We start from the raw sequence: 19,345 nt of genomic DNA, 5'->3' as shown, positions 1-19,345 counted from the left end.
CAGTATTGGCATCCTACCCAGAAATACATTCGAACATAAATGGTCTTATCACCGGCTTGAAATTAAAAACATTACAGGTGCATACTAAGGCACGAAAGTATTCATCATGGTGAAATCTAAATGATTACCTTGATTCCTCCACGGACGAAAAAGTGGGCAGTCTTCCCCGAACGAGAACGCGTTTTGCTTTTTGCGCATGCTCTTGAAGAAAAACTCTTCGATTACACGGTTGATTCATACAAAGCCCGTGCACTTAATGTGCACACTTGCGTGTTTGAGGTTGGCGCCTTGGCCAACCAAGTTCTTCGTAAGCGAGTTAATCCTGGCGCACTGATTCCGACGATCGAGGAACTAATTTCTCAAATGAGATCTGATCCCGTTCTCACAAAGAGCGAGCAAGAACGATTTACCGCATACACAGACAGGCTCGTGGCAGAGCGTGCAAACCCGGAGGCTGCTATTGCAATTACCGGCGCAATGCACATAGAACTGGATGGTTTTTACTGGACACGCCTTCTCCGTACCATTTCTGAGCAAGTTCGAAAAGACAATAACAGCAGATCTATTGACCTGCTCCCCATTTTCAGTACCAGCCTGAAGTTAGTAAAGTCCGCTTTTGAAGGGAGAAGCGGGCATGAAGAAGCGGTTCACGGAAGAGCAGATCATCGGGTACCTCAAGCAGGCGGAAGCCGGGGTGGCGATCAAGGATCTGTGCAGGAAGCATGGCTTTAGCGATGCGGCCTTCTACACCTGGCGGCGCAAGTTCGGCGGCATGGACGTGGCGGATGCCAAGCGGCTGCGCGAGCTGGAGGCGGAGAACGCCAAGCTGAAGAAGCTGCTGGCCGAATCGATGCTCGACATCGAGGCGCTCAAGGTTGTTGTCAAGGGAAAGCGCTGACCCCGCAGGCCAAGCGCCAGGCGGTTGCCGTGATGCAGGAGAAGACGTCCATCTCCCAGCGTCGCGCCTGCCGGCTTGTGGGGGTATCGCGCACGGTGTTGAACTACGAAGCCAAGACCGACCCGGCCAACCAGGCGCTGGCCGGGCGGATGGTCGAACTGGCCGCCGAGCGGCGCCGCTTCGGCTACAGGCGTCTGCATGTGCTGTTGCGGCGGGAAGGCCATCAGGCGAACCACAAGCGGGTGTTTCGCCTGTACCAGGGCGCGGGGCTGGCGGTGCCCAAGCGCAAGCGGCGCAAGGGGGTGGCGATGGAGCGCCAGCCGCTGACCTTGCCCGAGGCGCCGAACCAGGTCTGGTCGATGGATTTCGTGATGGATGCGCTGTCCTCGGGGCGGCGCCTGAAGTGCCTGAACATCGTGGATGACTGCACCAAGGAATCCGTGGATATCGTGCTCGACCACAGCATCAGCGGGCAGTATGTGACGCGCGTGCTGGATCAGGCGGCGCGCTTCCGCGGCTTGCCGGCGGCGATCCGCACCGACCAGGGGCCGGAGTTCACCAGCAAGGCGCTCGACCAGTGGGCTTATCGGAACGGTGTCGAGTTGAAGCTCATCCAGCCGGGCAAGCCGACGCAGAACGCCTACATCGAGTCGTTCAACGGCAAGTTCCGCGATGAGTGCCTGAACGAGCATTGGTTCACGAGCTTGGCCGAAGCGCGGGTGCGGGTGGCGGCCTGGCGGCGCGACTACAACGAGTGCCGGCCGCATAGCGCACTGGGGTATCTCACGCCGGCGGAGTTCGCGGCGCGCTGTCGGGCAAGCTTGCCCGACAGCGCAACAGAACTGGAAATCGGATAGATTTATGTTTCGGATTTTACTAACCACGACCTGGCACTAAAGACGGGGGCAGGTCACTATCTTGGCCTTGGCTGATTCATTCATTTCAGAAGCGGAACTCCAAGGCTTCCACCGCAGCTATGTCTTCCACACTGCACGAAAATATTTTTGGCGAAAAAGGATTCATAGTCCGCTGGATGTCGACGATTTCCTTACTCTATTTGAACAGGAGCCTCGCGAATACCGATTTTTGTTTAAGGTTGCCAATTCGTTACTAACTGTTCGGGAATTCGCGAAACATTTAGGATTAGATGTTATGGAGTCAGCGCCAGAGATAAAAACATCTCACCCACACGCCGTCGACTTTCTTCAAAAAAGCGAGCAATTCCCCTCATTCCTACTAACAACATCAATTAAAGCTCGAGATTCAGTAAGCGCTCGAATACGTGCTGAAAGGTATTTGCTGGCCTTATCGAGCGTCTATGCGTTCCACGTGCATCATGAACATTGCTATTGGCAACCAGTCGCACTATGTCTTGGAGCTAATGGAACTTATGATGGCTTGTTGAAGCCGCCAGTCACAGCCATGAAACGTTGCCTTCAGTCTTCAGTAGATGACTGCCGAGAACATATCAACCAGACCATTGATGTGCTAGCTGGCATTCATTTCCATAAGAGTGATTCGGCCGTGTTTGTGAAAGCTCTCGACTACCACCGTGCAGCAACCGAAACCTCAACAGCCGAGAATCAACTTGTTGACCTTTGGGCTGCGTTAGAGGGCTTCTTACCACCACCAGAAGTTGATTCAGCTCGTATCACACATTATGTCGGAGTGCTGCTTCCCTGCTTAACACTTACCTACGCTGAAAAACTCTTCCGTTATGTCGCAGCAGCGCTTGAAGAATGTGATTCTACGATCACGAATCTTATCGAGAGCATTTCGTCCACGGATTCATTCTTTGAAAATACAGTTCGTGTTCTAGTAACCGACGAATGTGCCAGTGTCAGGTCTCAGCTATTCACTGAGTTAGGAGGAAATCCGCTCTTGCGTTTCCGCTGCTTTAATCTATTTGACGAATTTAAGAGTTCCGAACGAACACATGAAACACTGAAAGCGCATCGTGTTCGACTAGGTTGGCATGTACAGCGAATTTATTCCACTCGTAACCAGATAGTCCACAGCGCGGAGGCACTGCCGTATCTTGATACCCTTGTAGAGAATTTGCATACCTACATAGACACACTGATTCGCTCAATAGCACGCGTCGGTGTCCAAGCATATAGCCCGACTTCAATTGCTAGCGCTATTAAGCTCCTGTCGATCTCCGAACAGTCATACCTTAGAGAGCTTAAGAGTAGCAAGGATCTATGTTCCGCTGACAACTACCGGAATATAGTATTTGGCGCTTCTAATCCGCTAAGCCCATTCCATGATCACTTCTGTATTGCATCCAGCGGTAACGTCACTTAGTGAAACTTGTTGAGTGGCGTTATCGCATTTTATTATTGCCGCGCCGTATTCCAGCGACTGACAATTCCCGGAGCGGCTGCACCACTACTCATAAATAATCTCATCCGCCGCATCCGCCTCCGCCGCATCCCGCGCGTAGTCGCGTGCGAGTTTCGCGGCCTTGTGCTTGCCGTGCTCGCGATACCACTCGTGGGCGACGATCATGGCTATCACTTCGTTGATGCCGGTCCATATTGAAGCGAGGCGGATGCCGCGGTAGATGCGCTAGCGGCAGGACGTTGGTGTAGCCGATGCCGCCCACCACCTGCATGGCGGGCCAGCCGTAGCCCCTCTCCCCAACCCTCTCCCCGCTCGCGGGGAGAGGGAGTAGAAGGCGTGCCGTCGTGACTCATACGAAAACCGGATATTCAACCCTCTGCTTCGCCAGCGTAGCCTGCTTCACGCTGGTGACGAATTGCGTGGATCAGGACGGCGTCGTGCATTTCCTCGAAACTGTAAAGGGCCACGTAGCCCGTCCTGCCGCGGGATATCAACAACTCCCGCAGTTCGTGCTCAACGGGGCGGCCGATCAGTGGATGACGACGCAGCAATGCGACGGCTTCCTCGATCAGGCCGAGCGTATCCGCTGCGGCGACCGGGTCGCTCCCGGCCAGAAAGTCGGTAAGTCTTTCGAGGTCGGCAAGCGCCCGTGCCGAATAGATCAGCTTCGCCAAGACTTGGCTTTCGGCTTGGCGGATTTTCTGCCTGCGATGCGCGCCTTCAGATAGGCATGGACCTCGTCGGCATCGTAGCCCTTGCCGGTGCGCAGCATCTGTTGCCGCGCCGCTTGCGCGTCGGCGACGAAGGCGGCGCGCCGCTCGGCCGAGGCGGCTGCCTGCTCGATCGCCTGAACCATGAAGGCGTGCGGCGACACGCCCTGCTTCTCCGCTGCGGCAACGGCGCGCTGCTTGAGTTCGTCGGAAAGTTTCAGTGATGTGGTGGACATGCCGCCTCCTTCGGTGCAGTGGTGACACTATGGTAACACCCCTGCCCCGACGGCCGCAAAAACTTTTCTTTCAAGGCGCCGGAGCAGCGCGCCTCGACTGTCCCGCTACTCGTAAATAATCTCATCCGCCGCATCCGCCTCGGCGGCATCGCGCGCGTAATCGCGCGCGAGCTTCGCGGCTTTGTGCTTGCCGTGCTCTCGGTACCACTCGTGGGCGACGATCATGGCCATCACTTCATTGGTGCCGGTCCAGATGGAGGCGAGGCGGATGTCGCGGTAGATGCGCTCCAGCGGCAGGACGTTGGTGTAGCCGATGCCGCCCACCACCTGCATGGCGTTGTGCACCACCTTCTGGCAGGACTCGGTGACGAACTTCTTGGTCTCGGAAATCAGCCGGCGCACGTGGTCCATGTCGGCGACCTCGTCGGCGGCGCGCGAGGTGGCGTACACCATGGCGCGGCTGGCATCGAGCAGGGTGGCCGCCTCGGCGACCTGGAAGCTGACGCCCTGGAAGCGGTTGATGACCTGGCCGAAGGCCTTGCGGCGCGAGGAGTACTGGGTGGCGACGTCGAGGGCCGGGCGGGCGGCGCCGATTGTCATCGCCGCCGTGCCGAGGCGCTCGGGGATCATCATGGTGTTGAACACCGGGTAGGCGCCGTGCACTTCGCCGACAACGTTCTCGCGCGGCACCTTGACGTCGCGGAACACCAGGCGGCCGGTGCCGCCGCCGCGGCAGCCCATCAGGCCGTAGAGGTACTTGGTCTCGACGCCCGGGCCGCGGTCGACGATGAAGCAGGTGATGCTCTGCTGCGGCGGCGCCTTGGGGTCGGGATTGGTGCGGGCGTACACCAGGAAGTAGTCCGCACCCTCGGCGCCGACGATGAAGCGCTTCTGGCCGTTGAGCAGGAAGTGGTCGCCGCAATCCTTCGCCGTCGTCGTGGCGCCGAAGAAATCGGAGCCGCCGCGCGGCTCGGTGAGGCATTCGGCGGCGAAGATCTCGCCCGCCAGCAGCGGCTTGACGTAGCGCTCGCGCTGGGCGTCGGTGCCGTGGCGGATGATGGCGTCGCAGACCAGGTCGGCGCCGACGCCGAAGACGCAGGCCAGCTCGTAGCTCAGGCTGCCGATCTCCTCGCAGACAGCGCTGGCGGTCACCCAGTCCATGCCGCGGCCGCCCCACTGCTTCGGATGACGCACGCCGAGGAGCTTGCGCTTGGCCGCCTCGCGCAGCCAGTCCTTCGGGAAGCGCACGGTCTCGGCGTCCATGTCGAGGATGAGCTGGCGCGGCGTGTCGCGGACGAAGGCGCGGGCGTCTTCGACGACCTGTTTCTGTTCGAGGGTGAGGAGGTGGGCGATCATGGCGGGGCTCCTGATTCGTCAGAGCGCCGCGGCGGCGCGGGTGCCCTGGTCGATGGCGCGCTTGGCGTCGAGTTCGGCGGCGACGTCGGCGCCGCCGATCAGGCTCACCGCGACGCCGGCTTTCTTCAGGTCGTCGAGCAGCTCGCGGCGCGGCTCCTGGCCGGCGCACAGTACGATGGTGTCGACGTCGAGCACCTGCCCCTCGTGATCTCCGTCGCCCAGGCGCACGTGCAGGCCGGCGTCGTCGATCTTCTCGTAGCTCACGCCCGCCAGCATCTTGACGTTGCGCCGCTTGAGCAGCGTCCGGCGGATCCAGCCGGTGGTTTTCGCGAGGCCGTCGCCGACCTTGCTGGTCTTCCTCTGCAGCAGCCAGATCTGGCGCGGCGGCGGTTCGTCCGACGGCTTCTTCAGGCCGCCGCGCACGGCGTACGTGCTGTCGATGCCCCACTCGTTGCGGAAGTGGTCGAGGTCGTTGGGCTTGTCGCCGCCGTGGCTGAGCAATTCGGCGACGTCGAAGCCGATGCCGCCGGCGCCGACGATGGCGACCTTGCGGCCCGCCTCGCGGCGGCCTTCTATCACATCGATATACCGCGCCACCTTCGGATGCTCGACGCCGGGAATGTCCGGCGTGCGCGGCAGGATGCCGGTGGCGAGGGCAACGTGGTCGAAACCGCCCGCGGCGAGCTCGGCCGCCGTGGCGCGGTGACTGACTTTCACTTTCACGCCCGTTGCGTCGAGGCGGCGGCGGAAGTAGCGCAGCGTTTCGGCGAACTCCTCCTTGCCGGGGATGCGTTTGGCCAGGTTGAACTGGCCGCCGATGGCGTCGGACGCTTCGAACAGCGTGACGTCATGGCCGCGCTCGGCGGCGGTGGTGGCGAAGGCGAGGCCGGCCGGGCCGGCGCCGACGACGGCGACCTTCTTCTTCGCGGCGGCGGGGCGGATGACCAGCTCGGTCTCGTTGCAGGCGCGCGGGTTGACCAGACACGAGCAGGTCTGGCGCTGGAAGATATGGTCGAGGCAGGCCTGGTTGCAGGCGATGCAGGTGTTGATCTCGTCGGCGCGTCCGGCGGCGGCCTTGTTCACGAACTCGGCGTCGGCGAGGAAGGGCCGCGCCATCGACACCATGTCGGCGTCGCCGCGCGCCAGCACTTCTTCCGCCACGTCGGGCGCGTTGATGCGGTTGGTGGTGACCAGCGGGATCTTCACCTCGCCCTTCATGCGCCGCGTCACCCAGGTGAAGGCCGCGCGCGGCACCATGGTGGCGATGGTCGGGATGCGCGCCTCGTGCCAGCCGATGCCGGTGTTGATGATCGTCGCGCCCGCCGCCTCGATGGCCTTGGCCAGCTGCACGACTTCCTCCCAGCTGCTGCCGTCCTCGACGAGGTCGAGCATCGACAGGCGGAAGACGATGATGAAGTTGGGGCCGACCTTCTCGCGCGTGCGGCGCACGATCTCCACCGCGAAGCGGATGCGGTTCTCGAAGGGGCCGCCCCATTCGTCCGCGCGATGGTTGGTCTTCGGCGCGATGAACTGGTTGATGAGGTAGCCCTCGGAGCCCATGATCTCGACGCCGTCGTAGCCGGCCTTCTGCGCGAGGCGCGCGCAGCGGGCGTAGTCGGCGATGGTCTTGCGCACGCCCCAGCCGCTCAACGCGCGCGGCGCGAAGGGGCTGATCGGCGACTTCAGCTTCGAGGCCGACACCGCCAGCGGATGGTAGGCGTAGCGGCCGGTGTGCAGGATCTGCAGGCAGATCTTGCCGCCGGCGGCGTGCACGGCGTCGGTGACGATGCGGTGCTTGCCGACCTGCCAGGGGAAGGAGAGCTGCGAAGCCTTGGGCGAGCCGCGCCCGGCGAGGTTGGGCGCGAAGCCGCCGGTGACGATGAGGCCGGCGCCGCCCTTGGCGCGCTCGGCGAAGAAAGCCGCCATGCGCTCGAAACCGTTGGGCTCTTCCTCGAGGCCGGTGTGCATGGAGCCCATCAGCGTGCGGTTGCGCAGGGTGGTGAAGCCGAGGTCGAGGGGGGCGAGGAGGTGGGGGTATTGGCTCATTTTTCTTCCTGTCAAAAACCGAGTTGGCGGGCGGCGAGGTCCTTCAGGATTTCTTCTGCGCCGCCGCCGATCATCATCACTTTCACTTCGCGGTAGATGCGCTCGACGCGCACGCCGCGCATGTAGCCGGAGCCGCCGAGGATCTGCACGGCGGCGTCGGCGCAGAACTGCATGGTGCGGGCGGCGTAGTTCTTCGCCATCGCGGTCTGCGCGACCGGTTGTTCTCCTGCATCCAGCCGCGCCGCCAGATCATCGAGCAGCGCGCGCGTTGCCTCGATGCGCTCGACCATGTCGACCAGCTTGTGGCGGATCACCTGGTGGCCGATCAGCGGCTGGCCGAAGGTCTTGCGCTCGCGCGCCCAGGCGACGGCGTCCTCGAGGCAGGCTTGTGCCGCACCGCAGGCCGAGGCCGCCAGCGTCAGGCGCTCGCCGTTGAAGTTGCGCATGATAAGCGGAAAGGCCTGGCCTTCGGCGCCGATGAGATTGGCCGCCGGCACGCGGCAGTCGTCGAAATGCAGCTCGGCGGTGTCGGAGGCCCACCAGCCCATCTTCTTGAGTTCCGTGCGCGTGAAGCCGGGGGTGTCGCGTTCGATTTCGAGCAGCGAAACGCCGGACGCGCCGGGGCCGCCGGTGCGCACGGCCACCGTGTACCAATCCGCGCGCAGGCCGGAGGTGATGAACATCTTGGCTCCGTTCACCACGTAATGATCGCCGTCGCGGCGCGCGGTCGTGGAAAGCTGCGCGACGTCGGAGCCGGCGCCCGGTTCGGTGACGGCCAGCGCGCTGATCTTCTCGCCGGCGAGCACGCCGGGAATCACGCGCGCCTTGAGTTCATGGGTGCCGCCCGCCACCAGCGGCGGCAGGCCGATGGTATGGCTCATCAGGCTGGCGCAGGTGCCGCCGCTGCCGGAGCGGCCCATCTCCTCGGCGAGGATGAGGCGGTAGAAATGGTCGGCCGGCGTGCCGCCGTATTCCTCGGGGAAGCCGACGCCGAGCAGGCCCGCCGCGGCGGCCTTGCCGTAGAGTTCGCGCGGGAAGCCGCCGGCCTCGTCCCACCCGGCGGCGTGCGGCAGGATTTCGCGCTCGACGAAGCGGCGCACCGTGGCGCGGAAGGCCGCGTGGTCGGCGGTGTAGTGGCGGGGGTTGGGTTGCGTCAGCATCATGCCGCCTCGACGCGCGCCAGCAGTTTCCCCGGCGCCACCTGCTCGCCGACCGCGCAAGTCAGTTCCGCCAGCACGCCGTCGCAGGGCGCGGCGAGGGTGTGTTCCATCTTCATCGACTCCAGCACGATGAGGCCCTGGCCGCGCGTCACTCTGGCGCCGGCCTCGGCCAGCACGGCGACGACGCGGCCGTTCATGGGCGGCGTGATGCGGCCGCTGCCGGCCGCGGTTTCGCGTGCCTGCGCCGGCTGCATGGTGAGGTCGGTGACGACGGCCTGCGCGCCGTCGACTTCCAGGTGCAGGCGGCCTTCCGAATCGAAGGCGTGGCGCACCGCGAGCTGCAGGCCGGCGAAGGCGATGCGCCAGGTTTCGCCGGTGCAGTCGATCAGTTCAATCTCGTTGCGCGCATCGCCGACGGCGGCCTCGAAGCGGCTATCGCCTAGAGAAGTCAGTCGCAGCGATGCGGCGCGCTCGCCCAGCCCGAGCGTGAAATGCGTCGTCGCGCTGCCGCTGGAGCGCCAGAAGGCCAGCTCCGGTTGCGGCAGGCGGGCGGCGCTCGTCTGCGCGAAGACCAGCGCGGCGGCGGCGAGCAGCTCGCTGCGCGGGTCGGCATCCGCCTGCGGCGTGAAGTGGGCGGCGATGAAGTCGGTGGTGGCGCCGCGGGCCGTGAACTCCGGATGCTCGAGGCAGCCGACGAGGAAGGCCTTGTTGGTGGTAACGCCGAGCGCCATGGTGTCGCGCAGGGCGGCGATGAGCTTCTGTTGCGCCTCCTCGCGCGTTTCGCCGCGGGCGATGATCTTCGCCAGCAGCGGGTCGTAGTGGGAGGTGATCTCCGTGCCGCTGTCGACGCCGGCGTCGACGCGCACGCCGGCGGGCGCCTGCCAGCGCAGCAGCGTGCCGGTCTGCGGGATGAAGCCGGCGTCGGGGTTCTCGGCGTAGAGCCGCGCCTCGATGGCGTGGCCGTCGAGGCGCACGTCCGCTTGCGACAACGGCAGCGGTTCGCCGGCGGCGACGCGCAGCTGCAGGTCGACGAGATCCAGCCCGGTGACCAGCTCCGTCACCGGATGCTCGACCTGCAGGCGGGTGTTCATCTCCATGAAGACGAAATCGCCTTCGGCCAGCAGGAACTCGATGGTGCCGGCGCCGACGTAGCCGATCGCCTTCGCCGCCCGCACGGCGGCCTCGCCCATGCGGGCGCGCAGTTCCGGGCTTACTGCCGGAGAGGGCGCCTCCTCGATGACTTTCTGGTGGCGGCGCTGGATGGAGCAGTCGCGCTCGCCGAGGTGGACGACGTTGCCTTGCGTGTCGGCGAAGACCTGGACCTCGACGTGGCGCGGCGCCGTCAGCGCGTATTCGAGGATCAGCTCGCCCGAGCCGAAGGCCGACTGCGCCTCGGAGCGCGCCGAGGCGAGCGCCGCCGGCAAGTCGGCGAAGGCCGTCACGCGGCGCATGCCGCGCCCGCCGCCGCCGGCCGCCGCCTTGATCATCAGCGGCAGGCCGATCTTCTCCGCCTCCCGGATCAGCGTGGCGTCGGACTGGTCGCTGCCGTCATATCCCGGGATGCAGGGCACGCCGGCCTCGCGCATGCGGCGCTTGGCCGCGGCCTTGTTGCCCATCAGGCGGATGGCCTCGGCCGGCGGGCCGATGAAGACGAGGCCGGCCGCGGCGCAGGCCGCGGCGAACTCGGCGTTCTCGGAGAGGAAGCCGTAGCCCGGATGCACGGCCTGCGCGCCGGTGGCCTTGGCGGCGGCGATGATCCGCTCGATGTTCAGGTAGGACTCGCGCGGCGGCGCGGCGCCGATCTCATGGGCCTCGTCGGCGAGGCGCGCGTGCAGGGCGTGGCGGTCGGCGGCCGACACGACGGCCACCGTGCGCAGCCCGCGCGCGCGGCAGCTGCGGATGACGCGGCAGGCGATCTCGCCGCGGTTGGCGATGAGGACCTTGGTGAACATCTCAGCGCCGCGGCAGCGTGCCCATGTACTTCGCGATGATGCCGAGCATCACCTCGTCGGCGCCGCCGCCGATGGAGGAGAGGCGGATGTCGCGGAACAGGCGCGAGACGCTGCTCTCCCAGACGTAGCCCATGCCGCCCCAGAACTGCAGACAGGAATCGGCGACCTCGCGGCCGAGGCGGCCGACCTTCAGCTTGGCCATCGAGGCGAGCATCGTCACGTCCTCGCCGGCCACCAGCTTGGTCGCGGCGTCGTGCACCAGCGCGCGCAGGGCCTCGATCTCGGTCTTCAGCTCGGCGAGGCGGAAGTGCACGTACTGGTTGTCGAGGATGGACTGGCCGAAGGCCTGGCGCTCCTTGGTATAGGCGACGGTCTCGCGCAGGATGCGGTCGAGCGCCGTCCACTGCGCGGCGGCGAACAGGCGCTCCTCCTGGAACTGCTGCATCTGGTAGGTGAAGCCCATGCCCTCCTCGCCGATGCGGTAGCGCTGCGGCACGCGCACCTCGTCGAAGTAGAGCTGCGCCGTGTCGGAGGACCACATGCCGAGCTTCTTCAGCTTCTTCGCCACGGAGACGCCCTTCGATTTCATCGGCACGCAGATCAGCGTCTTGTTCTTGTGCGCGGCGCCCTCGGAGGTGTTGGCGAGCAGGCAGATCCAGTCGGACTGGGTGCCGCTGGTGATCCACATCTTGGTGCCGGTGATGACGTAGTCGTCGCCGTCCTTTTTGGCGAAGGTCCTGATCGAGGCGACGTCGGAGCCGGCGCCCGGCTCGGAGACGCCGATGCTGCAGACGAGGTCGCCGGCGATGGTCGGCGCGAGGAATTCGCGGCGCAGTTCGTCGGAGCCGAAGCGCGCCAGCGCCGGCGTGGCCATGTCGGTCTGCACGCCGATGGCCATCGGCACGCCGCCGCAGCGCACGTTGCCGAGCGCCTCGCCGAAGGCGAGCTGGAAAGAGTAGTCGAGGCCCATGCCGCCGTATTCCTGCGGCTTGTTGATGCCGAGGAAGCCGGCATCGCCCATCTTCTTGAAGAGTTCGTGGGCCGGGAAGATTTCCGCCGCCTCCCACGCGTCGACGTGGGGATTGATCTCGGTCTCGATGAACTTCTTCACCGAACGCTGGAGTTCCTGGTGTTCCTGGGTGTACAGCATGGTCGCTCCTTAATGTCGGGCCACGGCGAACTGCACCGGGCGCAGCGCGCGCGCATCGGCCTCGCGGCAGATGGAGAGCACGTAGGCCAGCACCTTGCGCGTGTCGCGCGGATCGATGATGCCGTCGTCGAGCAGCCGGCCGCTGGTGTAGTAGGCGGACGACTGCCGGTCGAAGGTGTCGACGATCTGTTTTTCCAGCGCGTCGAGCTGGGCGGTGTCCACGTCACCTCCGCCGCGCTTCAATTTGGCCTCCATCACCAGGCGCATGGTCATGGCCGCCTGCTCGCCGCCCATCACCGCCGTCTTCGCGTTGGGCCAGGAGAAGGCGAAGCGCGGGCCGTAGGCGCGGCCGCACATGCCGTAGTTGCCGGCGCCGAAGCTGGCGCCGATGTGCAGGGTGATCTGCGGCACCGTGGCGTTGGCCACGGCCTGGATCATCTTGGCGCCGTGCTTGATCATGCCGGCCTGCTCGCTGGCCTTGCCGACGATGTAGCCGGTGGTGTTCTGCAAATAAATGATCGGCGTGCCGGACTGGCAGCAGGCCTGGATGAAGTGCGAGGCCTTGGTGGCGCCGGCCGGGTCGATCGGGCCGTTGTTGCCGATGAGGCCGACCGCGTGGCCGTCGAGCACGGCGTGGCCGCACACCGTCGGCACGCCGTAGCCGGGCTTGAAGTCGAGGAAGTCGGAGCCGTCGACGAGGCGGGCGATGACTTCGCGCACGTCGTAGGGCTTCTTCGTGTCGAGCGGCACCAGGCCGAGCAGCTCGTCGATGTCGCGCCGTGGCGCACGGACTGACTTTTGCTCCGGGCGCAGGTCGCGGTTCCAGTCGAGCTTGGCCAGCACCTCGCGGGCGAGGCGGATGCCGTCGGCGTCGTCCTCGGCGAGGTATTCGCACAGGCCGGAAGTGCCGGCGTGCATCTCGGCGCCGCCGAGTTCCTCTTCGGAAGCATCTTCGCCGGTGGCGGCCTTGAGCAGCGCCGTGCCGGCGAGGAAGGCTTTCGCCCGGCCGCGCACCATCACCACATAGTCCGACATGCCGGGCATGTAGGCGCCGCCGGCGGTGGAGGAGCCATGCACCACCGTCACCACCGGGATGCCTGAAGCGGAAAGGCGCGTCAGGCCGCAGAACAGGCCGCCGCCGTGGATGAAGTCCTCGACGCGGTACTTGAGCAGGTTGGCGCCGGCGGACTCCACCAGATGCAGGAAGGGCAGCTTGTTCTCCTTGGCGATTTCCAGCACGCGCAGGATCTTCTCCAGGCCCATCGGCTGGATGGCGCCGGCGTCGATGCCGGAATCCGAGGCGGCGACCATGCAGCGCACGCCGGAGACGTAGCCGATGCCGGCGACGAGGCCGCCGCCGGGCACGGTCTTCGCCGGATCGGGATTGTCCATGCACCAGCCGGCGACGGTGGCGAGCTCGAGGAAGGGCGAGCCGGCGTCGAGCGCGCGCGCCACGCGCTCGCGCGGCAGCAGCTGGCCGCGCTTGTCGAAGACGGGTTTCGCCTTCGCCGAGGCGTCGCGCACGCGCTGCTCGAGCGCGCGGAAGTCGGCGATGAGCGCCAACCAGGCCGCGCGGTTGGCGGCGCAGGCGGGCGAGGCGGTGTCGATCGCGCTTTCGAGGATAGGCATTACTCGTCCACCATGAACTTCGGCGGCGCATACAGCGGGAAGCCGTTGTAGGGCTTCGAGCGCTTGTGCGCCACCAGCTTCCAGGTCGGCCGCGCGTTGAGCACGCCGCCGTCGATGCGGAGGGTGGTGCCGGTGATGAAGGAGGCGGCCTCCGAGAGCAGGAAGACGATGGCGGCGGCGACCTCGGATTCGGTGCCGAAGCGGCGCAGCGGCACCTTGTGCTTGAGCGTCGCGGCGAGCTGCTGGAATTCCTCGGGGTAGGTCTCGAAGCCGGATGAGGCGATCCAGCCCGGCGCGACGGCGTTCACGCGCACGCCGGAGACGGCCCATTCGCAGGCGGCGGTCTCGGTGAAGTTCACCATGCCGGCACGCGCCGCGCCGGAATGGCCCATGCCGGGCATGCCGCCCCACATGTCGGCGCTCATGTTGACGATGGCGCCGCCGTTGGCCTCCATGCAGCGCCGGTAGCACTCGCGCGCCATGAGGAAGCCGCCGGTGAGGTTGGTGCGCACCACGGCGTCCCAGCCCTTCAGCGAGATGTCGCGCAGCGGCGCGGGGAACTGGCCGCCGGCGTTGTTCACCAGGCCGTCGATGCGACTGTGCGCGGCAAGGACGGCATCGACGGTGGCGCAGACCTGCGCCTCGTCGCGGATGTCGCAGGCGTGGAAGGTGGCGGCACCGCCGGCGTCGGCGATCTCGCGCTGCACGGCCTCGAGCTTCTCGGGCTTGCGGCCGACCAGCGCGACGCGGGCGCCGAGGGCGGCGAGCTCGTGGGCGGTACAGCGGCCGATGCCGCTGCCGCCGCCGGTGACGACGACGCTCTGGCCGGCGAACAGGCCGGCGCGGAAAACCGAACGGTAGTGCATGGAATCTCCCGAGGCCGGCGCAGCCGAAAACACACGCCAACCAAGCAGTTGCTTGGTTGGATTATGGCCGGGCGCGGCGCCGAGCGCAAGCGCCTTGCGCACCCCCCTGCCCGGGCATAGACTGGAGCGCCCCGACGGAGACCCCGACAATGAAAAAATTCATCCTGATCCTGGCCGCCTGCGCCGGCCCGGCAGTGACGGCCCCGGCCTTTGCCGGCGGCTCCAACTACGGCATCGTCCCCGGCGCCCTGCCGCAGGTGCAGGGCAAGGTGACCGAATGGCCGGTGCCGACGCCGAAGTTCGCGCGCGACCCGGCGCCCGGGCCGGACGGCAACATCTACATCGCGGTGATGAGCGGCAACCGCATCGCCCGCTTCGACACGAAGACGAAGACCTTCAAGGAGTGGGACCTGCCCGACGGTGCGCGGCCGCACGGCCTGCTGGTCGACGCCGAGGGCATCGTCTGGTACACCGGCAACGGCAACGGGTCGATCGGCCGCCTCGACCCGAAGACCGGCACCGTCATTTCCCATCGCGCGCCCTCGGGCGGCGACCCGCACACGCTGGTCATCGACGAAACGGGAGGAAAAGCGGGAACCATCTGGTTCACCGTGCAGAACGGCCAGCGCATCGGCCGCCTCGACCGCGCCACGGGCAAGATCGCCGAGTACAAGACCTCGGGCAATCCCTACGGCCTGGCCATCGACAAGACCGGCGCCGTCTGGTTCTGCCGCATCGGCGAGGAGAGCCTCGGCCGCCTCGATCCGGCCACCGGCCAGATCACGCACCTCGACACCGGCAGCGGCTCGCGCCCGCGCCGCATCGCCACGGCGCCGGACGGCATGCTCTGGGTGACGCTCTACGGCAACGGCAAGCTGATCCGGGTCGATCCGCAGGCGCGCAAGATCGTCAAGGAATACGCCATGCCGGCCGGCCGCGGCGGCGGCCCCTACGCGGTGACGGTGGACGGCGCGGGGCGCGTCTGGGCCAACGAGATCGACACCGACACGGTGGCGCTGCTCGATCCGAAGACGGAGTCGTTCCGCGTCATCGCCCTGCCCTCGAAGAACACCGGCATCCGCAAGGCCATCGTCGACGCGCAGGGCCGCTACTGGTACATGGGCTCGCACAACGGAAGACTGGGAGTGATCGAATGAAACGCCTGTTCCTCGCCGCGCTGCTCGCGCTCGCCCCCCTCGCCCGCGCCGACGACGCCGTCTGGGCGCAGCTGAAGGCCGGCGGCAACGTGCTGCTGATCCGCCACGCCGCCACCGAGCCGGGACTGGGCGACCCGCCGAACTTCTTCCTCGGCGACTGCAGGACGCAGCGCAACCTGTCGGAGGCGGGGCGCGAGGAGGCGCGCCGCGTCGGCCGCGCCCTGAAATGGCGCGCGGTGGCCGTGAGCGAGGTGCGCGCCTCGCAGTGGTGCCGCACGCTGGAGACGGCCGAGCTGGCCTTCGGCCATCCGCCGGTGCCGTGGGAGGCGCTCAACTCGCTGCACAAGGACCCCGACCGCGAGGCCGAGCGCACGCGCGCCGTGGCGGCGCTGATCGCAACCGTGCGGCCGCCGCAGAACGTCGCGCTGGTGACGCACAACTTCAACATCCGCGCCCTGACGGGCGTCTCGCCGTCGACGGCGGAGATCATCGTCGTGCGCGGCGAGGGCGGCAAGGTGGTGGTGGTGGGGCGCCTGCCGGCGCCGTAGAGGATTACTCCAGCTTGCCGGAGGGGTTCGGCGCCGCCGTGGTGAAGGCGTCCTTCCACGGGCCGAGCTTCTCGTCGCAGTCCTCCCAGTCCTCCATCTTCTCGACGCCGCGGTACATGGCGAAGGGGCGCAGGCGCTCGACGTAGTAGTCGATCTGCGCCTGCGGGCGGAACTTCTCCGGCTGGTAGCGGTTCCAGTGCAGCACCTGCGGCAGCGGCCGCCGGTAGCGCAGCGAGACGTCCCTCTGCGGATAGCCGATGGGGATGGTGCCGACCGCCTCCATGAACGCGGGATAGCCGAGCAGCGCCGACAGTTCGCGGTTGGTGGTGGCCTCGCCGCCGCCGGAGAGCCAGGCCGAGGTGAGGCCCATGGCGGTGACGCCGAGCTGCAGGTTCTGGATGGCGGCGCCGAGCGAGACGAGGTGGATCTTCTCGTTGTTGGCGGCGTACTCCTCGACGAACTCCGGCGAGGTGCCCTGCGGGAAGCAGGCCTTCCAGCGCGGGTCGCCGACGACGACGACGATCGCCACGGTGTGCGCCATGTAGGTCTTCTTCACCGCCGGGAAGCCCTTGGCGTGGTCGATCAGGCGCTGCGACTGGCGCATGAAGACCTCGAAGACCTGCTCCTTCATGGCGGGATCGTCGACGACGATGAAGTCCCACGGCTGCGAGTTGGCGCCGCTCGGCGCCCAGCGGCCGCAGTCGACGATCTTCTCCAGCACGTCGCGGCCGACGTGGCGGCCCTTCTCGAAGGCGCGCACGCTGCGGCGGCGGCGCACCACTTCCATCAGCGCCTCGTAGTCGAGGCCGGCGAGGGGTTCGTTCATGCGGGCATCCTCCGGAACAGGTTCGCCGCCAGCTTACCCGCGCGGGGGCGGGTGCGCCGTCCCCCGCGATAGGGACATTCAGTGCCCCTGCGGCAGCAGGGCGAGGGAGAACAGCTCGCGCTGGCCGCACACGCCGAGCTTGGCGTAGGCGCGCTTGCGATAGGTAAGCACGCTCTGCAGGCCGATGCCGAGGTCGGCGGCGATGCCCTCCGAGGTCATTCCGGACAGCACGCGCGCGGCGACGGCGAGTTCGCGGCGGCTCAGGCCGCGCTGCAGCTGCATGAGGCGGGCGCCGAGGGCATCGACGCGGCCGGCGGATCCGGCGCCGGCCGCCTGCGCCTGCAGGCGGTCGTGCTTGACGCAGCAGGCGGCCAGCAGGGAGGCGTGCTCCTGCACCCTTGCCGCCTCGCCGTCGGTGAAGGGGCCGTGCTCGCGGTTGCGGTAGAGGTTGAGCGCGTAGCCGCCGCCGGCGTCGGCGCACAGCACGCTGAGGCGGTCGACCAGCCGCGCGGCGTCGTAGCAGTAATGGCGGTAGTCGGCCCCCGGCACCTGTTCGCGGCGCAGGCGGCGCACCAGGGCGCCGGCGGGCGGACGCGTAAGCGCCTCGCGGTTGGGATCGAGGGCATGGAAGCGGTCGAGGTAGGCGCGCTGGGCCTCCTGGGCGAAGCGCCAGCGCGGCCGCGACGCCGTGCACACCAGACGGATGCATCCGTCGCTGCCGTAGCGCAGCAGGGAAACGTGGTCGGTCGGGGCAAGGCCGTCGAGGGCGCCATAGAGGCGCTCGCGGAAGCCCGCCGTGCCGAGGTCGGCAATCAGTCCTTCGAGAGGGTGCATGGGCCGGCTCGCTTCGGCGCCTGCGCGGCGCCATGGTTGGGACGCGCCATCTTACCGCGCCCGCGCCGGTCCCGACGCTCAGACGCCGTACGTGCGGAACCACTCGCGCATGCGCTTCCAGCCGTCCTCGGCATGCTCCTTGCGGTAGCTCGGCCGGTAGTCGGCATGGAAGGCGTGCGGCGCGTCGTCGTAGACGTGGATCATCGACTTGCCGCCGGCGGCCTTCAGCCTGTCCTGCATGTCCCAGACGGTGTCGAGCGGAATGCCCGCGTCGGCGCCGCCGTAGAGGCCGAGCACCGGCGCCTTGAGGCCGGCGGCGAGGTCCATCGGGTGCTTCGGCGTGAGCGCACCCGCCTGGCCGACCAGGCGGCCGTACCAGGCGACGCCGGCCTTCACCTGCGGGTTGTGCGCGGCGTACAGCCAGACGATGCGGCCGCCCCAGCAGAAGCCGGTGATGCCGAGGCGCGCCGTGTCGCCGCCGCTGACTTTCGCCCAGGCGACGCAGGCGTCGAGGTCGCTCATCACCTGCGCGTCGGGCACCTTGGCGACGATGCCGGTGAGGATCTCCTGAATGTTGCCGAGCTTGCGCGGGTCGCCGTGGCGGGCGAAGAGCTCCGGCGCGATGGCCTGGTAGCCGAGCTTGGCGAGGCGCCGGCAGGTGTCGGCGATGTATTCGTGCACGCCGAAGATCTCGGAGACGACGAGGATCACCGGGAAGTTGCCGCCCGAGGCCGGCTGGGCGCGGTAGGCGACCATCTCGCCGTCGTGAACCTTGACCTTGACCTCGCCGGCGACGAGGCCCTGCGTGTCGGTCGTGATCGCGGTCTGCGCCATCACCGGCTGCACGGCCAGCGCGAAGCCGGCGCCGAGCGCGGTGACGAGGAAGCCGCGGCGGCTGAAGGGAATTTCGGGGACGAGGCTGTCGAAGTCGGCGGCTGTTTGTCCGCTCATGTTTGTGTGTTCCTGTCGGGGCGGGGTGCGGCGAGACGTTAAAATACCGCGATCCGCCGAATTCTTCAAGCCTAAAGGAACAGTCATGAGCGCTCCGATCAGCCGCTACCCCGTGCCCGAACTGAAGGACATCCCCGAGGACATCCGCACCCGCATCCTGGCGGTGCAGGAAAAGTCCGGCTTCGTGCCGAACGTCTTCCTCGCGCTGGCGCACCGGCCGGACGAGTTCCGCGCCTTCTTCGCCTACCACGATGCGCTGATGGAGAAGGAAGGCGGCCTCAGCAAGGCCGAGCGCGAGATGATCGTCGTCGCCACGTCGAACGCCAACCAGTGCCAGTACTGCGTGGTGGCGCACGGGGCGATCCTGCGCATCCGCGCCAGGAACCCGCTCGTCGCCGACCAGGTGGCGGTGAACTACCGCAAGGCCGACATCACGCCGAAGCAGAAGGCGATGCTGGATTTCGCCATGAAGGTCTGCCTGCGCTCGGGCGAGATCAACGACACGGACTTCGAGACGCTGCGCGGCCACGGCTTCACGGACGAGGACATCTGGGACATCGGCGGCATCTCGGCCTTCTTCGGCCTCTCCAACCGCATGGCCAACCTGACGAACATGCGGCCGAACGACGAGTTCTACCTGCTCGGCAGGCTGCCGAAGAAATAGCGCTCCGGCAGGGGAC

Annotated in this window: 18 protein-coding genes; 6 read left to right on the top strand and 12 right to left on the bottom strand. The window is 66.6% G+C overall.

The genetic code is table 11. The annotated features are described in order from the left end of the window. Nucleotides 1-120: 120 nt before the first annotated feature. The 3 genes from ROZ00_15115 (at nt 121) to ROZ00_15105 (ending at nt 3,205) form a co-directional block, all read left to right on the top strand. On the top strand, nt 121-732 hold the full coding sequence (locus tag ROZ00_15115; GenBank protein ID MDT3737557.1) for a hypothetical protein: 612 nt from the start codon (nt 121-123) through the stop codon (nt 730-732). Beyond that, a protein-coding gene (locus ROZ00_15110; protein ID MDT3737556.1) for an IS3 family transposase occupies nt 635-1,755 on the top strand; the annotation gives its coding sequence in 2 pieces (ribosomal slippage) (nt 635-893 and nt 893-1,755; 1,122 coding nt in all). The genes ROZ00_15115 and ROZ00_15110 overlap by 98 nt, the downstream gene beginning before the upstream one ends. A 61-nt stretch (nt 1,756-1,816) precedes the next feature. After that, on the top strand, nt 1,817-3,205 hold the full coding sequence (locus ROZ00_15105) for a hypothetical protein (protein ID MDT3737555.1): 1,389 nt from the start codon (nt 1,817-1,819) through the stop codon (nt 3,203-3,205). Nucleotides 3,206-3,612: 407 nt separating this feature from the next. Here ROZ00_15105 and ROZ00_15100 read toward each other — a convergent pair whose 3' ends face one another. The 9 genes from ROZ00_15100 to ROZ00_15060 all read right to left on the bottom strand — a co-directional run bounded on the left by ROZ00_15100 (nt 3,613) and on the right by ROZ00_15060 (nt 14,349). Then, the gene (locus ROZ00_15100) at nt 3,613-3,918 is read right to left on the bottom strand and encodes a type II toxin-antitoxin system RelE/ParE family toxin (GenBank protein MDT3737554.1); all 306 of its coding nucleotides are present in this window, start codon (nt 3,916-3,918) and stop codon (nt 3,613-3,615) included. Next, entirely contained in the window at nt 3,906-4,190 is a 285-nt protein-coding gene (locus ROZ00_15095) for a hypothetical protein (protein MDT3737553.1), read from the bottom strand. The genes ROZ00_15100 and ROZ00_15095 overlap by 13 nt, the downstream gene beginning before the upstream one ends. Before the next feature lie 105 nt (nt 4,191-4,295). After that, on the bottom strand, nt 4,296-5,546 hold the full coding sequence (locus tag ROZ00_15090) for an acyl-CoA dehydrogenase family protein (protein ID MDT3737552.1): 1,251 nt from the start codon (nt 5,544-5,546) through the stop codon (nt 4,296-4,298). 18 nt (nt 5,547-5,564) lie between these two features. Further along, nucleotides 5,565-7,592 (bottom strand): NADPH-dependent 2,4-dienoyl-CoA reductase, encoded by a 2,028-nt coding sequence (locus ROZ00_15085; GenBank protein ID MDT3737551.1) that lies wholly within the window; start codon nt 7,590-7,592, stop codon nt 5,565-5,567. 11 nt (nt 7,593-7,603) lie between these two features. Further along, on the bottom strand, nt 7,604-8,755 hold the full coding sequence (locus tag ROZ00_15080) for an acyl-CoA dehydrogenase family protein (GenBank protein MDT3737550.1): 1,152 nt from the start codon (nt 8,753-8,755) through the stop codon (nt 7,604-7,606). Next, the gene (locus tag ROZ00_15075; GenBank protein MDT3737549.1) at nt 8,752-10,704 is read right to left on the bottom strand and encodes a biotin carboxylase N-terminal domain-containing protein; all 1,953 of its coding nucleotides are present in this window, start codon (nt 10,702-10,704) and stop codon (nt 8,752-8,754) included. Before ROZ00_15075 ends, ROZ00_15080 begins: the two co-directional genes overlap by 4 nt. A 1-nt stretch (nt 10,705) precedes the next feature. Next, nucleotides 10,706-11,854, bottom strand: a complete 1,149-nt coding sequence (locus ROZ00_15070; protein MDT3737548.1) for an acyl-CoA dehydrogenase family protein — start codon at nt 11,852-11,854, stop codon at nt 10,706-10,708. A 9-nt stretch (nt 11,855-11,863) separates the two neighbouring features. After that, nucleotides 11,864-13,483, bottom strand: coding sequence for an acyl-CoA carboxylase subunit beta (locus ROZ00_15065; GenBank protein MDT3737547.1), 1,620 nt, complete (start codon nt 13,481-13,483; stop codon nt 11,864-11,866). Beyond that, the gene (locus tag ROZ00_15060; GenBank protein ID MDT3737546.1) at nt 13,483-14,349 is read right to left on the bottom strand and encodes an SDR family oxidoreductase; all 867 of its coding nucleotides are present in this window, start codon (nt 14,347-14,349) and stop codon (nt 13,483-13,485) included. Before ROZ00_15060 ends, ROZ00_15065 begins: the two co-directional genes overlap by 1 nt. A 149-nt stretch (nt 14,350-14,498) precedes the next feature. Here ROZ00_15060 and ROZ00_15055 point away from each other — a divergent pair, with 149 nt between their 5' ends. Further along, nucleotides 14,499-15,506: a hypothetical protein gene (locus ROZ00_15055; protein MDT3737545.1), complete on the top strand. Its 1,008-nt coding sequence runs from the start codon at nt 14,499-14,501 to the stop codon at nt 15,504-15,506. Further along, on the top strand, nt 15,503-16,054 hold the full coding sequence (locus tag ROZ00_15050; GenBank protein MDT3737544.1) for a histidine phosphatase family protein: 552 nt from the start codon (nt 15,503-15,505) through the stop codon (nt 16,052-16,054). The genes ROZ00_15055 and ROZ00_15050 overlap by 4 nt, the downstream gene beginning before the upstream one ends. 4 nt (nt 16,055-16,058) lie before the next feature. On the opposite strand, the gene ROZ00_15045 is transcribed toward ROZ00_15050, so the two are convergent. The 3 genes from ROZ00_15045 to ROZ00_15035 form a co-directional block, all read right to left on the bottom strand. After that, nucleotides 16,059-16,880, bottom strand: a complete 822-nt coding sequence (locus ROZ00_15045) for a nitroreductase family protein (protein MDT3737543.1) — start codon at nt 16,878-16,880, stop codon at nt 16,059-16,061. A 78-nt stretch (nt 16,881-16,958) separates the two neighbouring features. Continuing rightward, nucleotides 16,959-17,714 (bottom strand): helix-turn-helix transcriptional regulator, encoded by a 756-nt coding sequence (locus tag ROZ00_15040; GenBank protein MDT3737542.1) that lies wholly within the window; start codon nt 17,712-17,714, stop codon nt 16,959-16,961. A gap of 78 nt (nt 17,715-17,792) precedes the next feature. After that, nucleotides 17,793-18,665, bottom strand: a complete 873-nt coding sequence (locus ROZ00_15035) for a dienelactone hydrolase family protein (protein ID MDT3737541.1) — start codon at nt 18,663-18,665, stop codon at nt 17,793-17,795. Between the two features lie 85 nt (nt 18,666-18,750). On the opposite strand from ROZ00_15035, the gene ROZ00_15030 reads away from it, so the two are divergent. Further along, nucleotides 18,751-19,329 carry a peroxidase-related enzyme gene (locus ROZ00_15030; protein MDT3737540.1) on the top strand — a complete coding sequence of 193 codons (579 nt, stop codon included), beginning with the start codon at nt 18,751-18,753 and terminating at the stop codon, nt 19,327-19,329. The last annotated feature ends 16 nt before the right edge of the window (nt 19,330-19,345 follow it).

The sequence above is a fragment of the Denitratisoma sp. genome, assembly GCA_032027165.1.
In the GTDB taxonomy this organism is placed as follows: domain Bacteria; phylum Pseudomonadota; class Gammaproteobacteria; order Burkholderiales; family Rhodocyclaceae; genus Desulfobacillus.
Note: the sequence above shows the minus strand (reverse complement) of the source record. Positions and strands in the feature narration are given on the sequence as shown.